The sequence below is a fragment of the Janthinobacterium sp. GL_088 genome, from assembly GCF_057837845.1.
Genome location: NZ_CM174453.1, coordinates 4873433 through 4892777, shown reverse-complemented (window position 1 = coordinate 4892777; position 19345 = coordinate 4873433). Strand labels below are relative to the sequence as shown.

The window sequence follows — 19345 nt, the reverse complement described above, 5'->3', positions numbered from 1 at the left end:
TTGGCAGACTATTTACTTCTGTAGGATAATATGGAACCGGTTCCATCTATGCGCAAATGCAATGTGGCGCAATCATCGAAGTCAATAAAACAACAAGTCTTGCGGGAGTCTCATGAACCATCCAGGCACTGAACCATCTGCAACATCCGCTTCATCCCTTCCCCGTATCAGCCGCCGCCACGCCCTGATCGGCCTGGCCGCCTTGCTGGCGCAGGCCGGTTTCTGGAGCAATCCCCTGTCCGCCGCCATGCAGGCGCCGGCCAGCGTTCCCGCGACGGGCGTGGTGCCCGCCACCATGCTGTTCTATACCTTGTCGCAAACCATCACGGGCCACCGCGACCTGTCCACCGCGACGGCGGCGCGCATGGAACAAGCCATGCGCAGCAACGTGCCCGGCTTCGCCGAGCGCTTGCCGCAACTGGGCGCGCTGCTTGTCACAGGCCAGGAAGCCAAGGCCTTGCTGGCGGCCGCCACCGCCGCGGATGCCGGCTTGCGCGAGCTGGCGCTGGCCATCGTCGCCGCCTGGTACACGGGCACTGTCGCCGGCAACGCGGCGCAGGGCACGAAATCCATCGTCGTCGCCTACGCCGAGGCCTTGATGTACCGCACGGTGGCCGATGGCCAGGTCGTGCCCACGTATTGCAATTACGGCCCCTTGTGGTGGTTGAAGGCGCCGCCGGCCGTGCGCGTCTCCGCGCCCGTGGCGCCAAAACCTGTACCGGCCCCGGCCACCACCGGCACCCCTGAAACTAAAGGCAAGCAAGCAAAATGAAATCACCCCAATTCAAGAGTAATGGCGACGTCGTCGCCGATGTCGTCATCGTCGGGACCGGCGTTGTCGGCGCCATGATGGCCGACCAACTGGCCGCGCAGGGTCACTCCGTGATCATGCTGGAAGCGGGCCTGCGCATCGAGCGGGGACAAGCCGTGGAAAACTGGCGCAACATGCCGTTCGAAAACCGCGTCGGTTCCGACTTCCAGGGCCTGTATCCGCAGGCGGAAAACGCTCCCGCACCCCTGTATTTCCCGAAGAATAACTACGTGGAAGTATCCGGCCCCAACGGCAGCAGTTTCCAGCAAGGCTATCTGCGCACGGTGGGCGGCACGACCTGGCACTGGGCCGCGTCGTGCTGGCGCCACTTGCCATCCGACATGCGCATGAAGAGCGATTACGGGGTAGGGCGCGATTGGGCCATTTCCTATGACGAGCTGGAACCGTACTATTGCCGCGCCGAGCAGGAAATGGGCGTCGCCGGCTCCAACGATCCGGCGCTGCAATCGCCGAGCGAGCGCAGCGCGCCGTATCCGATGGACATGGTGCCCTGGGGCTATGGCGACAAGCGTTTCGCCGAAGTGGTCAACCCGCACGGCTACCGCTCCGTGCCGATCCCGCAAGGCCGCTCGACGCGCCCATGGCAGGGCCGTCCGACTTGCTGCGGCAACAACAATTGCCAGCCGATCTGCCCCATCGGCGCCATGTACAACGGCATCCACCACGTGGAGCGGGCCGAGCTGAAAGGCGCCGGCGTATTGGCCGAGGCCGTCGTCTACCGCATCGATACGGATCAGAACAACCGCGTCACCGCCGTGCACTGGTACGACGCCAAGAAGCAGTCGCACATGGCGACCGGCAAGGCTTTCGTGATCGCCTGCAACGGCATCGAGACGCCGCGCCTGTTGTTGCTGGCGGCGAACCAGAACAATCCGAACGGCATCGCCAACAGTTCGGACCAGGTGGGCCGCAACATGATGGACCACTCGGGTTTCCACTGTACCTTCCTCGCCAATGAGCCGATCTGGACGGGCCGTGGCCCGGCGCAGAGCAGTTGCCTGGTGGGACCGCGCGACGGCGCCTTCCGCGCGCAGTATTCGGCCAACAAGATGATCTTGAACAATATCACTCGGGTGGGACCTGCTACCCAGCAGTCGCTCAAACTGGGCCTGGTGGGCAAGGATCTCGACGATGAAATCCGCCGCCGCGCCGCGTTCGGCGTGGACTTGTCGATCAGCCTGGAACCGCTGCCCGAGGCGCACAACCGTTTGACCTTGAGCAAGACGCGCAAGGATCCGCTGGGCCTGGCCTGTCCCGATATTTACTACGACGTGGGCGATTACGTGCGCGATGGCGCGAAGGCCGCGCATGCGCAACTGGAACACATCGGCAAGCTGTTTGGCGCCGTGGAATTCCATATCACCGACAGCCTGAACGCGAATAACCACATCATGGGCGGCGTCATCATGGGTTCGAATCGTCTTGACTCCGTGGTCGACGGCAATTGCCGTGCCCACGATCACGCCAACCTGTGGCTGCCGGGCGGCGGCGCCATGCCGTCGGCCAGCGTGGTCAACACCACCCTCAGCATGGCTGCGCTCGGTTTGCGCGCGGCCGACGACATCGCCCGTACTCTGGCAAGGGAGGCTGCATGATGCGCCGTTTATTCCTGAGCCTGGCGCTGACGGCCGGCTTGCCGCTGGCCGCGCACGCTGTGCCACCTGTTCCTCCCGTCACCCTGACGCCGGACCGCCCGGCCGCGCCCGTGGCCGCCAAGCCCGATGCGCGCCTCGAACGGGGCCGCTACCTGGCCATCGCTGCCGACTGCATGGCGTGTCATACGGCTGCGGGCGGCAAGCCGTATGCGGGCGGCTACGCCATCGATTCGCCGCTGGGCACGATCTACGCGACGAACATCACGCCATCGAAAACAGGCGGCATCGGGCATTACAGCGAAGCGGATTTTGCGCGCGCCCTGCGCGAAGGCGTGCGCGCCGATGGCAGCCATTTGTATCCGGCCATGCCCTACACCAGCTATGCGCAGCTGACGGATGCGGATGTGGGCGACCTGTATTACTACTTCATGCAGGCCGTCAAGCCCGTCGATGCGCCGGCGCGCCAGACGGCCCTGCCATTCCCGTTCAATGTGCGCCTGTCCATGCTGGGCTGGAATACCTTGTTCCTCGACAATAAACGCTTTGTGCCTGATCCAACGAAGAGCGCGCAGATCAACCGGGGCGCTTATTTGGCCGAAGGCCTGGCGCACTGCAGCGCCTGTCACACGCCGCGCAACGCGCTGATGGCGGAGATCGGCAGCCAGACCCTGGCCGGCGCCTCGCTCGGTTCCTGGCATGCGCCGAATATCACGTCCGACAAGGTCAGCGGCATCGGCGCCTGGACGGATGCCGAACTCACGGCTTACCTGAAGACGGGCCACGTGGAAGGCAAGGGGCAGGCGGCGGGCGGCATGGCCGAAGCCATCCAGAACAGCCTGCAATTTCTGCGCGACGATGACGTGGCCGCCATCGTTGCCTGGCTGCGTACGGTGCCGCCCGTGCGCGCGCCGGGCCAGACGAAGGCTGCCTTCAGCCATGGCAGCGCCGCCAGCGAAGAACCGCTGCTGCGGGGCATGGCCAGTTCCACCGAGCATCATTCACTGAACAGCGGTGCCGTGCTGTTTTCCGGCTATTGCGCCAGCTGCCATTCGGCCAGCGGCGCCGGCAGCACGGGACAAAGCTACCCCGCCCTGTTCAACAACACGGCGACGGGCGGCAATACGCCTGCCAACCTGGTGTCGGCCATCTTGTTTGGCGTCGAGCGCAAGATCGAAGGGGAGGAGCACGAAGCGTTCATGCCCCGTTTCGACCAGCGTTCCTACGTGCAACCGTTGACGGACGAGCAGATCGCTTCGATCGCCAATTACGTATTGAAACAGTATGGCAACCCGGATGCGTCCGTCACGCCCGCGTATGTGGCGCAGGCGCGCAGCGGCGGCGAGAAGCCCGTGCTGGCGCGGGCGCAACCGTTCATGCTGCCGGGCGGCATCGTGGGAATCCTCCTGCTGATCGCGCTGTCCGTATGGCTGCGCCGGCGCCGCCAACGCAGAGGGTGAACGCTGAAACGGCGGCGAATATGAACGTTGGGCGCAACTTGCAGTAAAATGCAGGCTGAAAAATGGTTACGAGCAATCGTAGCCATTTTTTATTCTGGCACTATCCTGGCGAGTGTGTTCGCCTTATTTTAAAATTGACAATGTCCCATTCCCTGCATCACCAATTTTTACGTTTCGCCGCCGTCGGCGCTTCCGGCACGGCCGTGCAATACAGCGTGCTGTGGGGCGGCGTGGAATGGGCCGGCATCAGCGCCGCCGCCGCGTCCGGCATCGGCTACATCCTCGGCTCCGTCGTCAACTACCTTCTCAATTACTTTTTCACGTTTAAAAGCGACAAGGGCCATGGCGAGGCGGCCAGCAAGTATTTTGCCTTGCTGGGCATCGGCTGGTGCATCAATACGGGCCTGATGTGGCTGCTCGTGCACCAGCTGGGCTGGTATTACTGGCTGGCGCAGGTGCTGGCGACGGGCATCGGGCTGGTCTGGAATTTCGCGGGCAGCCGCTGGTGGGCCTTCAAGCCGGCCGGCGCAGCGACCAAGTAACTGGTTATTGCAAGAAAAAAATGCGCTAGGCCAAGACCTGGCGCGCGGTTTTACCAAAACAAGGGGTTAATCATGCAGTTCCTGGAACGCTATTTCAAACTGAAGGACAACGGAACCAATGTGCGCACGGAGTTGCTGGCCGGCCTGACCACGTTCCTGACGATGGCCTACATCATCTTCGTCAACCCGTCCATCCTTGGCGACGCGGGCATGCCGAAAGACGCCGTTTTCGTTGCCACCTGCCTGGCGGCCGCCATCGGCACCCTGATCATGGGCCTGTACGCGAACTACCCGATCGCGCTGGCGCCGGGCATGGGCTTGAATGCGTACTTCTCGTACACGGTGGTCAAGGGCATGGGCATGAGCTGGGAAGTGGCGCTGGGCGCCGTTTTCATTTCCGGCTGCCTGTTCATCCTGGTGAGCCTGTTCAAGGTGCGCGAGATGATCATCAACAGCATTCCGCCCGCGCTGCGCACGGCCATCACGGTGGGTATCGGCCTGTTCCTGGCGATCATTTCGCTGAAAAGCGCCGGTATCGTGGTGTCGAACCCGGCCACCATCATCGCCCTGGGCGACTTGCACCAGGCGGCGCCCATCCTGGCCATTCTCGGCTTTTTCATCATCGTCGCGCTGGACCGCCTGAAAGTGCCGGGCGCCATCCTGATCGGCATTCTCACCATCACGATTGCCAGCTTCTTCTTCGGCGGCAACCAGTTCAACGGCATCGTCTCGGCGCCGCCGGCCATCGAACCGACCCTGTTCAAGCTCGACATCATGGGCGCGCTGTCGATCGGCATCGTCAACGTCGTGCTGGTGTTTTTCCTGGTCGAACTGTTTGACGCGACGGGCACCCTGATGGGCGTGGCCAACCGCGCGGGCTTGCTGAAAGACGGCAAGATGGAGCGCATGAACAAGGCCTTGCTGGCTGACAGCACGGCGATTGCCGCCGGCGCCTGCCTGGGCACGTCGAGCACCACGGCCTTCGTCGAAAGCGCGGCCGGCGTGCAAGCGGGCGGACGCACGGGCTTGACGGCCGTGGCCGTCGCGCTGCTGTTCCTGGGCAGCCTGTTCTTCGCCCCGCTGGCACACACGGTGCCGCCGTACGCGACGGCGCCCGCGCTGCTGTACGTGGCCTGCCTGATGCTGCGCGAACTGACGTATATCGACTGGGATGACAGCACGGAAAGCATTCCCGCCGCCATCACGGCCTTGATGATGCCGTTTACCTATTCCGTGGCCAGCGGCGTCGCGTTCGGTTTCATCACCTATGCTGTATTGAAGCTGTTGACGGGCAAGGGCAAGCAGGTATCCGTGGTGGCTTACATCATCGCCGCCATCTTCCTGTTCAAGTTTATTTACCTGGGTGAGTAGCGTGGGCGAATAGCGCGTTTGCCGCCGCATGCGACAAGGCCGCCCGTGCATCCGCACCGGCGGCCTTTTTTGATGGCGCCGCCTACATCAGCAGCGCGGCCACCAGATCTTTTTTGGCGTCGCCGGCGCTGCCGTCGAAGCGCAGGGCCGCTTCCACATGCGCTAGGTGTTCGACCATCAGGCGCGCGGCAAGATCCGCGTCGCCGCTGCGCGCCGCGTCGAGAAAGCGGCCATGCTCGTCGTACGAGCAGGCGGCAGCATGGCCGGACTGGTACAGCATGGTGATGAGCGAGCTGCGGCCCACCAGTTCGCGCACGATGTCGCGCAGCACGGCGTTGCCGGCAATATCGGCCAGCAAGACGTGGAAGTCGCCCAGCAGTTGCGAGCGCAGCGGCGTCGCTTGCGCCAGCGCCAGGCGTTCCGCTTTCAGGTGGCGCTCCAGCATCCTGTAGTCGGCAGCTTTGGCCCGCGCGACGAACTCGCGTGCCAGGGCCGCTTCGATGATGCGCCGCGCGGCAAAGATGTCGCGCGCCTCCGCCTCGGTCGGCTGGCTGACGAAGGCGCCCTTGTCGGGCACCATGCGTATGAGTTTGTCCTTCGAGAGTATGAGCAGGGCGGCGCGGATCTTGGTGCGGCTGACGCCGTACAGCCGGCACAGCGCCTCTTCGCGCAGTCGCGTGCCGGGCGGCAATTGGCGCGCCACGATGGCGGCCGCCATATGCTCGGCAATTTCCGCCGAGCTATCGCCGCTGCCGGCTTTGTCCACCAAGGTTGCGCTTGATTCTGTCATGTCGGGTGAGAGCAGTAAGCCAGGGGCAAGGTGACCTTGCAAGCGCATGTCCGCGCGGCGGCGTGGTTGACGCCCCGCTGCCGGCATGCCGTTATGCGCCTTGCATATCAGCAAGGCCTGGCTATTCTACTATCTTGCGTGGCGCCGCGCAGACGGCCCCTGCCACATTGCGAGGCTCGCCCGCTGGCGGCCTGTTTTGCTGGCCATGCAGCAACCATGCAGCAACCATGCAGCAACAACTGGACACGAGAAATTTTGACGTATATAATTCGGCCTCCTTTCCCTGATAGCTCAGTTGGTAGAGCGACGGACTGTTAATCCGCAGGTCCCTGGTTCGAGTCCAGGTCGGGGAGCCAGAACAAGCAGCAGCAAAGGGCCACGTGGCAACACGTGGCCCTTTTGTCATGCGCACACGGTTTCTCATTCACGCCAGTCATCGCTTCAGTGCGTCAGCGACGTGCGCGGTGTTTCCCGGATCAGGGATCGACAAACACGTCGAAACGCACCTTGAGCGGACTGCCCCACGAGATATCCACCCAGGCACGGAAGCCGCCGTTATAGGGCGCGATGTTGTACACGGCCATGCGGGCGGCGCCGATGAAACGGTCCTGGGGCGTCGCGGCATACTCGCTGATGTTGAGCAGCACGCGCGAGTTGGCTTTCACGTTGGCGTTGGCGAAGTTGACCGAAGGATTCACGCCATTGGCCGTCCACGTGTAGTAGGTGGTGAAGGCGGCGGCGCTCAGGTTCAGGTCCTGTGCGGCCGCGCCTTTCGCGGCTTGGCCGTCCTGCTCCAGAGGCAGATCGGTGGTTTCCGGCGCCAGGTTGCTGCCGGTGCGATGTTCTACTTTCATTTCCATGATGTACTCCTGATCGATAGTTTGGACGCCGCGCCTGTCGTCGTGCGGCAAGACGCCCTATCTGTTGCCGTGACGGCCAGTGTCACGTCCTGGCTGATAAGGTAGCCGCCTGCTCCATGCTGTTGGAGTAATTCATTCTAGGCGTACACAGGGGACGAATGCGCGCGGCGCCACCGGAAAAACGGCGCTTGCTTGTGCTGGCGCAAACACCTTGCAGGCAGGCGGCAGGATCTTTTCTCGCAGGCTATTTTTATGGGGCGCCACGCATGCCGCGCAGGACAATGGCACAATAGGCCCAGCCGACCTGTCGATGCGGAACCCGTTGCGAGCCTAGCCCATGCCGATACTGAACCTGAGTGCCGAAACCGATATCTATTACGAATTGATCGAAGGCGACCCCGCCAAGCCCTGCCTGGTATTCCTGCACGAGGGACTCGGTTGCTGTGCGATGTGGAAAGATTTTCCCGCGCAGCTATGCCAGGCGACAGGGTGCCGCGGCTTGCTGTATGACCGTCATGGCTATGGGCAGTCGTCGCCGCTGGCGGCACGGCGCCAGCTCCATTACTTGCACGACTATGCGCTGTGCGAGCTGCCGCAGGTGCTGGCGGCACTGTTGCCGGGGCAGGATCATTTTCTCGTCGGCCACTCGGACGGCGGCAGCATCGCCCTGATTTATGCGGCGCAGCAGCCGCCGCGTTTGCGCGGCATCATCACCGAAGCGGCGCACGTGTTTGTCGAGGACATCACGCTTGACGGCATCCGCGTGGCGGACGCGGCGTTTGGCGCGGGCAAGTTGCGCGCGCTGGCGAAATACCATGGCGACAAGACGGAAACCATCTTCAAGGCCTGGTTGGATACATGGCTCAGCTATGGCTTCCAGTTCTGGAATATCGAGTATCTGTTGCCCTCCGTTGAATGCCCGGCGCTGGTGCTGCAGGGAAGCGAGGACCAGTACGGCAGCGCGGCCCAGGTCGACACGATCGTGGCGCAGGCGCTTAACGCCGTGCCCGCCATGGTCGAGCAATGCGGCCATACGCCGCACCAGGAGCAGCCGCAGGCATTGCTGGCGCTGATGGAAGGCTTTTTGCAAGGCCGCATGGACGCGGCCACTCACCCGAGAAATATATGCTAGACCACCTCGATCACCTCGTATTGACCACCCGCGACAAGCCGGCCTGCATCGATTTCTATACGCGCGTGCTGGGCATGCAGCTGGAAACGTTTGGCGCCGGCCGTCATGCCTTCAAGTTTGGCGCGCAAAAAATCAATCTGCATGAAGCCGGCAAGGAATTCCTGCCCAAGGCGGACGTGCCCACGCCCGGCTCGCTGGATCTGTGCTTCATCGCCGCCGTGCCGCTCGACGTGTTCATCGCCCACCTGGCGGCGCTGGGCATTGCCATCGAGGAAGGACCGGTGGCCCGCACGGGCGCCAATTGGCCCATCCGCTCTGTCTATCTGCGCGACCCGGACCGCAACCTGATCGAAGTGTCCGAACGCGCCTGAGGTTCGTCAACCGCCGGCAACACCCATCAATGGCAGGCGGGATCGCTGTCCCAGCGGCCCGAGCAGATGCGCGAGCGGCACAGCATGCCTTCGATCAGGCCCAGCTGCTGACAGCGTTGCAATAGTTCTGCCGTTTCTTCTTCCTGCCTGCGCAGCACCACGTCGCGCACGGGCGTCGTCGTGCCTTCTTGCCGGTGCGCATGGGCCACCATCGCCGTCAGCAGGGTGACGTCGCTGTCGCCGGGTGCGGCAGCCGGCCTTGTCCCCTGTGGCCGCACGTTTGCCGGGCGCACGGGCGGCGGCGCCTTGCGCGGCGCGCTCGCGGCTGCCACCTCGGGCAAGGACGGTGCCGCCGTATTGACGATGGTGGCCGCCTGTGCCGGGTGTTGCAGCACCGTTGGCGCCGGCATTGCGGGCGCAGCCATGGCGATGGCGGGTGCCGGCGGCCGGGGCCGGGGCAGGGGCTGAACCTCCGTATCGTAGGCGAGTACGGCCGAGACCAGCACCGCCAGGCACAGCGCGCCAGCGGCCCAGTGCCGCCAGCCGGGGCGCCAGCGCAGGGCCGGCATGGATGCGGGCGCGGCGATGCCATGTTCGAGCTGCGACAGGATGCCCTTGCCTTCGATGCGCGCACCAGCCGCGCCGGCTTTGCTCAGCAGGTTGGGACCGCGCGCCTGGCCATCCCCGGTTTTCAGTAAAGACAAAATATCACCTCCGCAGTGGATCAAATTCGACTGACCTTGATGTAAACCGCGCTCATGCGGGCCGCGGACGCCTACGATCTAGCGATACCGCCGAGCAATGGATTGCCCGGTCCCGCCGATTCCCGTCACGGAGCGCCCCATGTTCGTCGCCCTGGTTCTGATGTATTTCCTGTTGGCCTGTTTTGCCTGCTGGCTGCTGCTGTTTCCCGGCGGCCGCGCCATCGTGCTGCACACGCTCGTCAACCTGGGCTGGCGCGTGCAGCGGCGCGCGCAGCATTTGAAGGGCGGCAGCGGCGCGCAGTGGCAGCGCGTGCAACGGCACACGAGCTCGGGCATGGCGCGCGCCTGGCAGCTGCTGTGGCGGCATCGCTGGTTGAGTCTGGCCGGCAGCGTGCTGGTCATCGTGCCGCCGCTGCTGGCCTGGCTGTCCAGCGACCGCATTGCCCTGCGCGGCTATGCCGATCAGCAACACGTCATCAACGACCAGGTCAGCGACTTGCTGAAAGGCGAGCAGCTGGTGCCGCCGCCGGCCTTGCCGCCGCTGCTGTTTTCCACGGCGGAAGTAACGCAGCTGCGTCCGCTGCTGGGCGGCGCCAGCCGCAACTGGCAATTGCTCGACCACGATTTCGCGCAGCGTTTGCTGCTGGTGTTCAAGATCATGAAAGACGTGCATGGCTATGACATGGTCTTGCTGGAAGGCTATCGCAGCCCCGCGCGCCAGGATCAACTGGCGGCGGCCGGCCCGAACGTGACGAACGCGAGGGCGTTTCAAAGCTATCACCAGTATGGCCTGGCGGCCGATTGCGCATTCATGCATGAAGGAAAGCTCATCATTTCTGAAAAAAATGCCTGGGCCATGCGCGGCTACCGTTTATATGGCGTGACGGCCGAATCGGTGGGCCTGCGCTGGGGCGGGCGCTGGACCATGATGGATTTTGGCCACACGGAATTGCCGCAACCGCGCGTGCTGGGCAAGTAAGCCGCGCCAGCCATTCTAGCGCCGGGTCGGGGTCTGAATTTCACCGCTGCAAACTTGCTTGCGCAGCGTCAAGGGCACACCGGCAACTGCCGCGCGCTGGCGCCTGGTACTTGTCATATGTCAACAAAGGCGCGCCGCATTGCTGTCAGCATGGGCCGACTCCGCCTTACTGCGCGGCGGCGTTCCTCCTGCTTTGCGACCTTACCCTGGGCTCATCATGCTGCGACGACTCTGGCATTTCCTCATCGACAGCCGCCATCTGACCATACTCGGCTTCGTGGCGCTGGCCGTGTTCCTGTACCTGGGTGCCGAGGTGCTGGAAGTGGCGCTGATCTGGGCACTGGCCTTGCTGCTGCTGGCCTTTCTTACCTGGCTGGGCCTGTGGCTGTGGCGGCGGCGCCGCGCGCGGCGCGATGCGCAGGCGCTGGGCCAGGCCATCCTCAACGAGGCCGAGATTGCCGCCGCGCAAGCGGCCTCGGGGTCCACGGCCAGCAGTCCGCAGCAGGGTGAACTCGGCGCCGTGCGCACGGGCATGCTGGCCGCCATCGAGACCATCAAGACATCCAAGCTGGGCCTCAAGTCGGGCGCCGCCGCCCTGTACGAATTGCCGTGGTACATGATCATCGGCAATCCGGCCGCCGGCAAGAGCAGCGCCATCCTGCATTCGGGCCTGCAATTCCCTTTCGCCGACGGCAAGGTCGTGCAAGGCGTGGGCGGCACGCGCAACTGCGACTGGTTTTTCACCACGGACGGCATCGTGCTCGACACGGCAGGGCGCTATTGCGTCGTCGACGAGCACCGCGGCGAATGGTTCGGCTTTCTCGACCTGCTGAAAAAATACCGGCGCAAGGCGCCCGTCAACGGCATCCTCATCGCCGTCAGCATCGCCGAATTGAACGGCGACCCTGACGTTGGCATGCAACTGGCGCGCAGCCTGCGCAAGCGCGTGCAAGATGTCATCGAACGCCTGGAAGTGTTCGCGCCGCTGTACATCGTGTTCACCAAGGCGGATCTGATCGCCGGCTTCACGGAGTTTTTCGCGGATGCCGAGCGCAGCGAGCGCGAGCGCGTCTGGGGCGCCACCATGCCCTACCAGCGCAAGCTGCCGACGGCCGACTTGCTGGCGTTTTTCGACCAGAGTTTCGATGAATTGCACGACGGCTTGACAGAGCTGAGCCTGGCCAATATGGCGCACCGGCAACGCAAGACGATGGCGCCCGGTGTATTTACTTTTCCGTTGGAATTTGCCGCCATCAAGCCGGCCCTGCGCGCCTTCATCGCCACCCTGTTCGAGGAAAACCCGTTCCAGTTCCAGCCCGTGTTCCGCGGCTTTTACTTCACCAGCGCGCTGCAGGAGGGCGAGCCCGTCAGTGCCTCCTCGCAGCAGGTGGCGCGCCGCTTCGACCTGGCCTTTGCACCGGCCCCGGCCGCCGCGTCATCGGGTGTGCGCCAGCACGGCTATTTCCTGCTGGAGTTGTTCCGCAAGGTCATTTTTGCCGACAAGCACCTGGTAGCCAACTATGCCAACCGCGCCAGGCTGCGCTTCAAATATGCCGTGTTCTTTGCCGCCACCGTGTCGCTGGGCACTTGCCTGGGCGGCTGGAGCTGGTCCTATCTGGGTAACCGGCAACTGGTGGCCAACGTCGAGGCCGATTTAACTAAAGTGGTGAAGCTGCAGGAGCGGCGCCTGGACTTGCAGTCGCGCCTGGAAGCGCTTGAAATATTGCAGGACCGCATCGAGCAGCTGGAAACGTACCGAGCGCAACGGCCGTGGTCCTTGCGCCTGGGCCTGTACCAGGGCGAACTGCTTGAACGCAAGCTGCGCGAGGAGTATTTTGCCGGCGCGCGCCAGGTCATGCTGACCCCCGTGGCGGGTGCGCTGGAAGCCCTGCTGTTCGAGATGAACGCCAGCGCCGACCAGCTGCAGCCCGCGGCGCGCACGCCGCAGACGCCGGCCGCCGCATCCTCTGCGCCACGCAATGTCCAGTACCAGGCGGCCAGCGCGACGAATGTGGAAGACGCCTACAACGCGCTGAAAACCTATCTGATGCTGGCCCATAAATCGCATGCGGAAAGTAGTCACCTGAACGACCAGCTGACGCGTTTCTGGCGCGCCTGGCTGGAGGGCAACCGGGGCGCCATGCCGCGCGAGCAGATGATACGCAGCGCCGAACGGCTGCTGACGTTTTACCTGGCGCAGATCGGCGACCCGTCCTGGCCGCGCATCGAACAGAAGCTGGCGCTGGTCGACCAGGCACGCGAAAACCTGCGCCGCGTGGTGCGCGGCATGCCGGCGCGCGAGCGCGTGTATGCCGACGTCAAGGCGCGCGCCTCGACGCGTTTTCCCGGCATGACGGTGGCGCGCATCGTCGGCGAGCAGGATCAGGCCTTGCTGGCGGGCAGTTACGCCGTCTCCGGCGCCTTTACGCGCCAGGCCTGGGAAAAGTTCGTCGAGGGCGCGTTTCGCGACGCCGCCAACCGCGAGCTGCAAAGCGCCGACTGGGTGCTGAAAAGCGCCTCGACCGACGACCTGACCCTGGAAGGCAGTCCGGAGCAGATCGAGAAAAACCTGGTGGCCATGTACAAGGCCGACTATGCGCGCGAGTGGCAGAAATTCGTGCAGGGCGTCGCCGTCGCCGACCTGAAAGGTTTTGACGGCGCCGTGCAGGCGATGAACCGCCTGGGCGACCCGCAGTCGTCGCCGATCGCCAAGCTGCTGACGACCATTTATGAGGAAACCTCGTGGGACAACCCGGCGCTGCAGAACGCGCAATTGCGCAAGGCGGAACGGGGTCTCATCGCCTGGTTCAAGGAAACCGTGCTGCGCCGCGCGCCGTCGCAGCTGACGGCCAATCCCGGCGTCAATGCGCAGCTCGACCCGGCGCGCCTGGATAAACCGATGGGCCCCGTGGGCCGTGAATTTGCCGGCGTGGGCAAGCTGGTGTCGGCCCGGGACAACAATGCCTCGCTGATGCGCGCCTACCTGGAAGCGCTGTCGAAACTGCGCAGCCGCCTGAACCAGCTGAAGAACCAGGGCGACGCGGGGCCGGGGGCGCGCCAGTTCATGCAACAGACCCTGGAGGGCAGCGGTTCCGAGCTGGCCGACGCGCTGAAATTGGTCGACGAGCAGGTGCTCACGGGGATGAGCGACGCGCAAAAGCAGGCGATTCGTCCCATCCTCGTGCGCCCGCTGATGCAGACCTTTGCCGTCATCGTCGCGCCGGCCGAACTCGATATCAACAAGACCTGGGCGGCGCAAGTGTATGAACCGTTCCAGAAATCGCTGGCCAACAAATATCCGTTTGCGCCCACGGCGCGCATCGAGGCGAGCAACCTGGAAATCGGCCAGTTCTTCGGCCCCGAAGGCCTGGTGGCGAAATTCGTCACGACGTCCATGGGACCATTGGTAGTGCGGCGCGGCGACGTGCTGGCGCCGCGCACCTGGGCCGACATGGGCATCAGCCTGGCGCCGCAGGTGGTGGCGCGCTTCCCCGGCTGGATCGCGCCGCTGGGCGCGGGCGGCGTGGCGGCCACCTCGACGGCGGCGCAAACCGTCTTCCAGATCCAGCCGTCGCCCGCGCCGGGCACCCTGGAATACACAGTAGAGATCGACGGCCAGCAGCTGCGTTACCGCAACACCCCCGCGCAGTGGACGAATATGGTCCATCCCGGCCCGCAAGGCGCGGCGGGCGCCCAGGGCGCGCGCATCACGGCCGTCACCTTCGACGGACGCACGGTGGAACTGTTCAACGAACCGGGGCAATTCGGCTTGAAGCGCATGATCGACGCGGCGGCCAAGAAGCGCAAGGAGGGCGGCGTGTTCGAACTGCGCTGGGCGCGCGGCGAGGTGGCCGTGGCGGTCGACCTGAAAATCACCAGCAGCGCCGAAACCTCGGGCGCGGGATCCGCCACGGCGCTGCAGGAGCAGGGCTTTCGCGGCATGCAGCTGCCCGAGACCATCGTCGGCATGCCGGGCGGGCCTGTGCCAGTCGTCGCTGCAGTTGCGGCGAACGGGGTGGCGCCATGATGCGCGCGCAACAGCAGGTGCGCCTCGGTTACTTTGGCAAGATCCCCGCGCGCGGCGATTTCATCAAGGCTTGCGACAATCACGCGCTGGTGCAGCTGCTCGACGACTGGCTGGCGCAGGTGATGACGGCACTGACGGTGGAGCCGCGCTGGAAGCTCAATTACGACGCCTTGCCGCCGCTGCGCTTTGCCTTTGTCGGCACGCGCAGCCGGCGCGCCATCGCCGGGCGCCTGGAAGCGAGCAACGACCAGTCGCTGCGGCGCTTTCCCTTCATGGCCATGGGCGCGCTGGAAGTCGACGACGCCGAAGCCTTTGTCGCCTGCAGCCCGCTGGCGCTGGCGCCCCTGTGGCAGCGCGTGGAGCAGCTGTCGCACGGCATCGTGGCCAGCGCCGAACCGGGGCCGGCCCTGCTGGCGCTGGCCGGCAACGTGGTCGACATCGAACCGGCCGCACCGGATCACGCGGCGCGGCTGGCCGCCTTTTTGCAGGCGCAGACCGTGCATGGTTTGCAGGCGATGCTGGCGTCACCCGCCTTCCCGGTGACGGTGCGCGAATTGCTGCTGGGCCTGGGCCTGCTGCTGCAGCCGGTGCGCCAGAGCGGCTTGCCGCGCCTGGAAAAAAGCCTGGTGCTGCCGCTGCCGCAGGACGCGCAGCTGCGCGACCTGGTGGCCAGCTTCTGGCTGCATCTGATTGCGCCTTTCCTGCGCCAGGCCGATTTCGAACTGGCGCTGTTCTTTTCCCACCTCGACGAGGCGCCCGTGCTGGTGATCGGGTTTTGCGGCGCCGACCCGCATGGCTTGCGCGCGCTGATCGATCCGCAGGCCGGCTGCGAACGGCTGATCGTGTTCGACCAGCTGGACTGGGTCGAGGAGCAGCTGGGACACGAGGCGGCGCTGCGCCAGTTGTCCGCCTGCCTGCAGCAGGAGCAGCTGTCGCTGCGCTCGGCCTGCGCCATGTTTGCCGACACCTTTGCCTGAAGGATTGCGATGAAATTCCCCGTCATTTTCCTGCTGCCGCTGCTGCTTCCTGCGGCCATTCCCTGCCACGCCCAGGCGCAAGCGCCCCAGACGCCGATGCCGGGGCAGATCCTCGTCACGGGTACCCTGGCCGACGAGGCGGGCAAGGCGGCCGTGCTGGCCCGTCTGCGCGAATTGTATGGCGCCGAGCGCGTGGTCGACCAGATCGCCATCGGCAACGTGGCCGTGCCGGCCAACTGGAACGGCTACGTGCACAAGCTGATCGCGCCGAACCTGAAGCTCATTTCACGAGGACAGATCAGCATCGACGGCAACAACGTCAGCGTGCGCGGCGAAGTGGCGAACGAGGCGCAGCGCCAGCAGATCGCCAGCGACATCGCCACCAGCCTCAATCCCACGTATGTCGTCAACAATGGCTTGCGGGTCAGGGCGGCCGAGGCCGAGCAGGGCTTGCTCGATGCGGCGCTGGATAAACGCATCATCGAATTCGACAGCGGCAAGGCCACCATCACGCCGGCGGGCCTGGCCATTCTCGACGAAATGGCGGCCGCCATGCTCAGGCTGCGGGGCCGCAAGGTGGAGGTGATCGGTCACACGGACGACACGGGCCTGCGCGCCAGCAATGTGGCCCTGAGCCAGGCGCGCGCCGAAGCCGTGCGCGCCTACCTGGCCAGCAAGGGCGTCGTGGCCGATACCGTGCTGGTGTCGGGGCAGGGGCCGGACCGCCCCGTGGCCAGCAACGCCACGGCCGATGGCCGGGCGAGAAACCGGCGCATCGAGTTCAGGATTGCGCAGTAGATTGGGTTGACACCTCACAAAACCGACGCGCAGTAGGTTTTGTGAGGTGTTCAGGGCAAGGTGATGGTCAGGTGTGCTGGCCGTGGCGCCAGCTTGACCAGGTCCGCATATGCGGCCAGGGTCGTTTGCGTGCCGCGCGTCAGATGCGTTTTCAGGCCCAGGTAGGCGCAGATGGCCAGCAGGGCGAAAAAGCTCGACAGCGCCCACAGCGGCACGTCGCTGCCGCGTTTGTTGACCACCTGGTCGGGGCGTTCCGCGCGCGGCGCGAAGCCGCGGCTCTTGCCCTTGATGTGGGCGATCTCGTCACCCAGGCGCGCCGTCAGGTAGCTGAGTTTTTCGCCGCCGTCGATCGCATACTTGCCCTGGAATCCCAGTAATAGACACATGTGGAAAACCTGCAGCGCTTGCACGCGCATGGCGCCCTTGCCGCGCAAGGCGTCGAGGCGGTCGAAAAAGTGTTCACCGGCCAGCTGGTCGCCAAAGATCAGCAGCTGCAGCGGGCGCCGCTCCCACTGCTTGCGCAGGGCGAAGGGCGAGGCCAGGATGATTTCATCGACGGCCGCGCAGAACGCATATTTGGCCGCCTCGATATCGTCGCCGTCGGCGCGGATCTTTTTCGCTTCGCGCTCGAAGTCGTCGAGGAAGGCCGTGATGCGGTCCATGAAGCTTTGCTCGTCGCCGGGCGCCGAACCGTGCTTCAGCATGAACAGCATGTAGAAGCCTTCGTGCATCAGGTCCAGCAGGGCGCTGCCGGCATGCCGGCCGCTGCCTGCAGGAGCGGAACCGCGTTGTCCCAGCAGGGATGGCGCCGCGCGCCGTTCGATGAGCTGGCTCATGCCGTCACCGCGATCAGTTCCAGCTGCAGGTCGCGTATGCCGGCCGGCACGTAGACGGAAATCGACTGCGCCTTGAGCATCTGTTCATACAGCACGCCGCGGTTTTCAATCGCAAAATAATAGGTATCGGGGCGCACGGGAATGGCGGCCGGCACTTGCGGCGCATGCGACAGCTTCAGGCCGGGCATGGCCGTGAGCACGCATTTTTCCACGTCGTCGGGCGCGCCCACTTTCACGCGCAGCGGCACCACCTCCACCAGTTCGATGGCGGGCATGGCGGCGCGAATGGCCAGGTACAAGGTGGTGCGCTGGTCGATCTTGCCCGAATCGAGCTTGCCCAGGTAGTACGACGGCTTGTCCTCGAGCAGGGCGATGGAAAAATACTTCGACGAGATGACGGTGTCGAGCAGTTCGCGGATGATCGCGTCGATGGCGTCGAAGCAGGCGCCCGGCTGCGCGTGGTCGTAGGCGGGCAGGCTGGCCAGGGTGTAATGCTTGGAGTAGCTGAGCAGGCCGCCCGCCAGGCCCAGCAGCGCCTCGTACAGGCGCTCCGGATGCAGGGCCGGATGGCGCACATAGTGCATCAGCGCAGCGGCGGCCGTGCTGACCGTGTGCAGCAGCCAGAAAGACGACACGTCGCCTGAGCGGAACTCAATCACGTTGCGGCTTGGCTCGCGGTGGTGGCCGTGCAGCGCGCTCACTTTCGCCTGCAGCGCGTCGAGCAGGTATTCCAGCACGCCCTGCAGGCGCGGCGCGCCGGCGATCGCCAGGCTGGGCGCCATGAACGAGGGCACGGGCTGGAAGCCGCCCGACACCGTGCGCCGCAGGGCGATCAGGGGCAGGCAGTCGTAGGAGCCGCGCGCCTCGCTGTCGGGAATCAGGCGCACGGTCTTCTTCAGGTAGGCCACGTCGGCCACGGCGGACTCCGTGAACAGGTCGGGCGTGGCGCGCATGGCGTGCGCAAAGCGCGTGGCCGCCGGCGTGCCTGCCGTTGACGCCTGCGCCGTGTAATTCATGCCTTCGCGGTTGAGGATGGGCAGCGCCGCGTAATACGTCACTTCCTGCACCGCCGGCGGCAGCGCTTCCAGGTCCACCGGCGGGGGCAGGGTATCGCTGCCCGGTGCGCCGTCGCCCAGCGCCTCGAACACTTCGCCATCGCGGAAGATCGCCGACAGGGCGTGCAGGCGCAAGCTGCCCGTCTTCAGCGCCGCCAGGTCCCATTCCATGTGCGCCACGCCCCACAGGTAGGGATGCAGCGCGCTGGCCGTGTGATGCAGGCGCGCTTCGTGATATTGATCCTGGCGCTGGAAATGCTGCGGCCGCAGGAACAGGCCCTCTCCCCACAAGACTTTCGCTGCCATGCTCATCTCGTTTCTCCTTGAATGTGTGGCGTGTTTGTGTGTGCTACTGGCAGCGCGGGGCCGACAGCGTGGCCATGCCGCTGACGCTCAGCGCGCAGGCGTGCAGGCCGACGGTGATGCCGCCGCGTTCCGCGTCGGCGGCAGCAAAGGTGGCGCGCCAGCGCTGCGCAGCCGGCGCGCGGAACAGGGCCACGACGCCGATGAAATATGCTTCCTTGCTGACTTTCTCCTGGACCTCGTAGCGCTGGCCCGGCACCAGCAGCACTTCCTTCACTTCCATCAGGTCGGCGCCCAGCGCGACCTTTTCGCGCTGCGTATCGAGGAAGCTGTCGTAGGGCGCCTGCTCGAAGGCGGCGCTCTGGCGCAACTTGTAGATGCGCGCCACCAGCGCCAGCGGCCGGCCGTCCGCATCCGTGTTGAGGCGCTGCGCCGCATGCAGGCGGATGCTGACGTTGCGCGGCGGCTTTTGCGCGTCGGGCAGTTCCGGCGGCGGCTTGGCCACGCCGGCCATCTGCAGCGCCGCGTTGGCCAGGGTACCGATGGCGCCGCCTGCACAGCCGGCCAGCAGCAATGTCTGCGGCAACACCAGCAGCAGTAGCGCGACGGAGCGGGCCAGGCGGCGGAGCGGGGCGTCAATTGGCATGGCGGATCTTTGCAAGGTGAAGGGTGGAAATAAAAGTGTTGCAGTCATTTAAGCGCATGCATGGGCGGCC

General features: G+C 65.0%; 17 protein-coding genes and 1 tRNA gene. 12 read left to right on the top strand and 6 right to left on the bottom strand.

Annotation, left to right across the window (positions count from 1 at the left end; all coding sequences use genetic code 11):
* Nucleotides 1–112 precede the first annotated feature (112 nt).
* From AC3IQ7_RS21805 to AC3IQ7_RS21785, 5 genes are all read left to right on the top strand, one after another.
* A complete protein-coding gene (locus AC3IQ7_RS21805; RefSeq protein ID WP_489207305.1) occupies nt 113–772 on the top strand; it encodes a sugar dehydrogenase complex small subunit in 660 nt (219 codons plus the stop codon).
* On the top strand, nt 769–2427 hold the full coding sequence (locus AC3IQ7_RS21800) for a GMC family oxidoreductase (RefSeq protein WP_489207304.1): 1659 nt from the start codon (nt 769–771) through the stop codon (nt 2425–2427). The genes AC3IQ7_RS21805 and AC3IQ7_RS21800 overlap by 4 nt, the downstream gene beginning before the upstream one ends.
* Complete coding sequence (locus AC3IQ7_RS21795; RefSeq protein WP_489207303.1) at nt 2424–3884, top strand: c-type cytochrome; 1461 nt, start codon at nt 2424–2426, stop codon at nt 3882–3884. Before AC3IQ7_RS21800 ends, AC3IQ7_RS21795 begins: the two co-directional genes overlap by 4 nt.
* Nucleotides 3885–4024: 140 nt before the next feature.
* A complete protein-coding gene (locus AC3IQ7_RS21790; protein ID WP_099400336.1) occupies nt 4025–4426 on the top strand; it encodes a GtrA family protein in 402 nt (133 codons plus the stop codon).
* 72 nt (nt 4427–4498) lie between these two features.
* Nucleotides 4499–5797: an NCS2 family permease gene (locus AC3IQ7_RS21785; RefSeq protein ID WP_219133676.1), complete on the top strand. Its 1299-nt coding sequence runs from the start codon at nt 4499–4501 to the stop codon at nt 5795–5797.
* An 82-nt stretch (nt 5798–5879) separates the two neighbouring features.
* Here AC3IQ7_RS21785 and AC3IQ7_RS21780 read toward each other — a convergent pair whose 3' ends face one another.
* Nucleotides 5880–6587 carry a GntR family transcriptional regulator gene (locus tag AC3IQ7_RS21780; protein WP_489207302.1) on the bottom strand — a complete coding sequence of 236 codons (708 nt, stop codon included), beginning with the start codon at nt 6585–6587 and terminating at the stop codon, nt 5880–5882.
* Nucleotides 6588–6867: 280 nt separating this feature from the next.
* On the opposite strand from AC3IQ7_RS21780, the gene AC3IQ7_RS21775 reads away from it, so the two are divergent.
* Nucleotides 6868–6943 (top strand) — tRNA-Asn (locus tag AC3IQ7_RS21775).
* Between the two features lie 120 nt (nt 6944–7063).
* On the opposite strand, the gene AC3IQ7_RS21770 is transcribed toward AC3IQ7_RS21775, so the two are convergent.
* On the bottom strand, nt 7064–7447 hold the full coding sequence (locus tag AC3IQ7_RS21770) for a hypothetical protein (protein WP_233516153.1): 384 nt from the start codon (nt 7445–7447) through the stop codon (nt 7064–7066).
* A 337-nt stretch (nt 7448–7784) separates the two neighbouring features.
* On the opposite strand from AC3IQ7_RS21770, the gene AC3IQ7_RS21765 reads away from it, so the two are divergent.
* Entirely contained in the window at nt 7785–8579 is a 795-nt protein-coding gene (locus tag AC3IQ7_RS21765) for an alpha/beta fold hydrolase (protein ID WP_489207301.1), read from the top strand.
* Nucleotides 8573–8950 (top strand): VOC family protein, encoded by a 378-nt coding sequence (locus AC3IQ7_RS21760; protein ID WP_035820641.1) that lies wholly within the window; start codon nt 8573–8575, stop codon nt 8948–8950. The genes AC3IQ7_RS21765 and AC3IQ7_RS21760 overlap by 7 nt, the downstream gene beginning before the upstream one ends.
* 26 nt (nt 8951–8976) lie before the next feature.
* Here the strand turns inward: AC3IQ7_RS21760 and AC3IQ7_RS21755 are convergent, their stop codons facing one another.
* Nucleotides 8977–9654 carry a hypothetical protein gene (locus AC3IQ7_RS21755; protein WP_158301207.1) on the bottom strand — a complete coding sequence of 226 codons (678 nt, stop codon included), beginning with the start codon at nt 9652–9654 and terminating at the stop codon, nt 8977–8979.
* A 139-nt stretch (nt 9655–9793) separates the two neighbouring features.
* Between AC3IQ7_RS21755 and AC3IQ7_RS21750 the strand changes: the two genes are divergently transcribed.
* The 4 genes from AC3IQ7_RS21750 to AC3IQ7_RS21735 all read left to right on the top strand — a co-directional run bounded on the left by AC3IQ7_RS21750 (nt 9794) and on the right by AC3IQ7_RS21735 (nt 16435).
* Entirely contained in the window at nt 9794–10633 is an 840-nt protein-coding gene (locus tag AC3IQ7_RS21750; RefSeq protein WP_489207300.1) for a M15 family metallopeptidase, read from the top strand.
* A 217-nt stretch (nt 10634–10850) separates the two neighbouring features.
* Nucleotides 10851–14660 (top strand): type VI secretion system membrane subunit TssM, encoded by a 3810-nt coding sequence (tssM, locus tag AC3IQ7_RS21745; RefSeq protein WP_489207299.1) that lies wholly within the window; start codon nt 10851–10853, stop codon nt 14658–14660.
* Nucleotides 14657–15637 (top strand): type VI secretion system-associated protein TagF, encoded by a 981-nt coding sequence (gene tagF, locus AC3IQ7_RS21740; protein ID WP_099378244.1) that lies wholly within the window; start codon nt 14657–14659, stop codon nt 15635–15637. The genes tssM and tagF overlap by 4 nt, the downstream gene beginning before the upstream one ends.
* 9 nt (nt 15638–15646) lie before the next feature.
* On the top strand, nt 15647–16435 hold the full coding sequence (locus AC3IQ7_RS21735; RefSeq protein WP_489207298.1) for an OmpA family protein: 789 nt from the start codon (nt 15647–15649) through the stop codon (nt 16433–16435).
* 50 nt (nt 16436–16485) lie between these two features.
* On the opposite strand, the gene icmH is transcribed toward AC3IQ7_RS21735, so the two are convergent.
* The 3 genes from icmH to tssJ are packed head-to-tail and all read right to left on the bottom strand — an operon-like array spanning nt 16486 to nt 19275.
* Entirely contained in the window at nt 16486–17271 is a 786-nt protein-coding gene (icmH, locus tag AC3IQ7_RS21730) for a type IVB secretion system protein IcmH/DotU (protein ID WP_322428225.1), read from the bottom strand.
* Nucleotides 17268–18638 carry a type VI secretion system baseplate subunit TssK gene (tssK, locus tag AC3IQ7_RS21725; RefSeq protein ID WP_489207297.1) on the bottom strand — a complete coding sequence of 457 codons (1371 nt, stop codon included), beginning with the start codon at nt 18636–18638 and terminating at the stop codon, nt 17268–17270. Before tssK ends, icmH begins: the two co-directional genes overlap by 4 nt.
* Nucleotides 18639–18675: 37 nt before the next feature.
* The gene (tssJ, locus tag AC3IQ7_RS21720) at nt 18676–19275 is read right to left on the bottom strand and encodes a type VI secretion system lipoprotein TssJ (RefSeq protein WP_489207296.1); all 600 of its coding nucleotides are present in this window, start codon (nt 19273–19275) and stop codon (nt 18676–18678) included.
* Between the last annotated feature and the right edge of the window lie 70 nt (nt 19276–19345).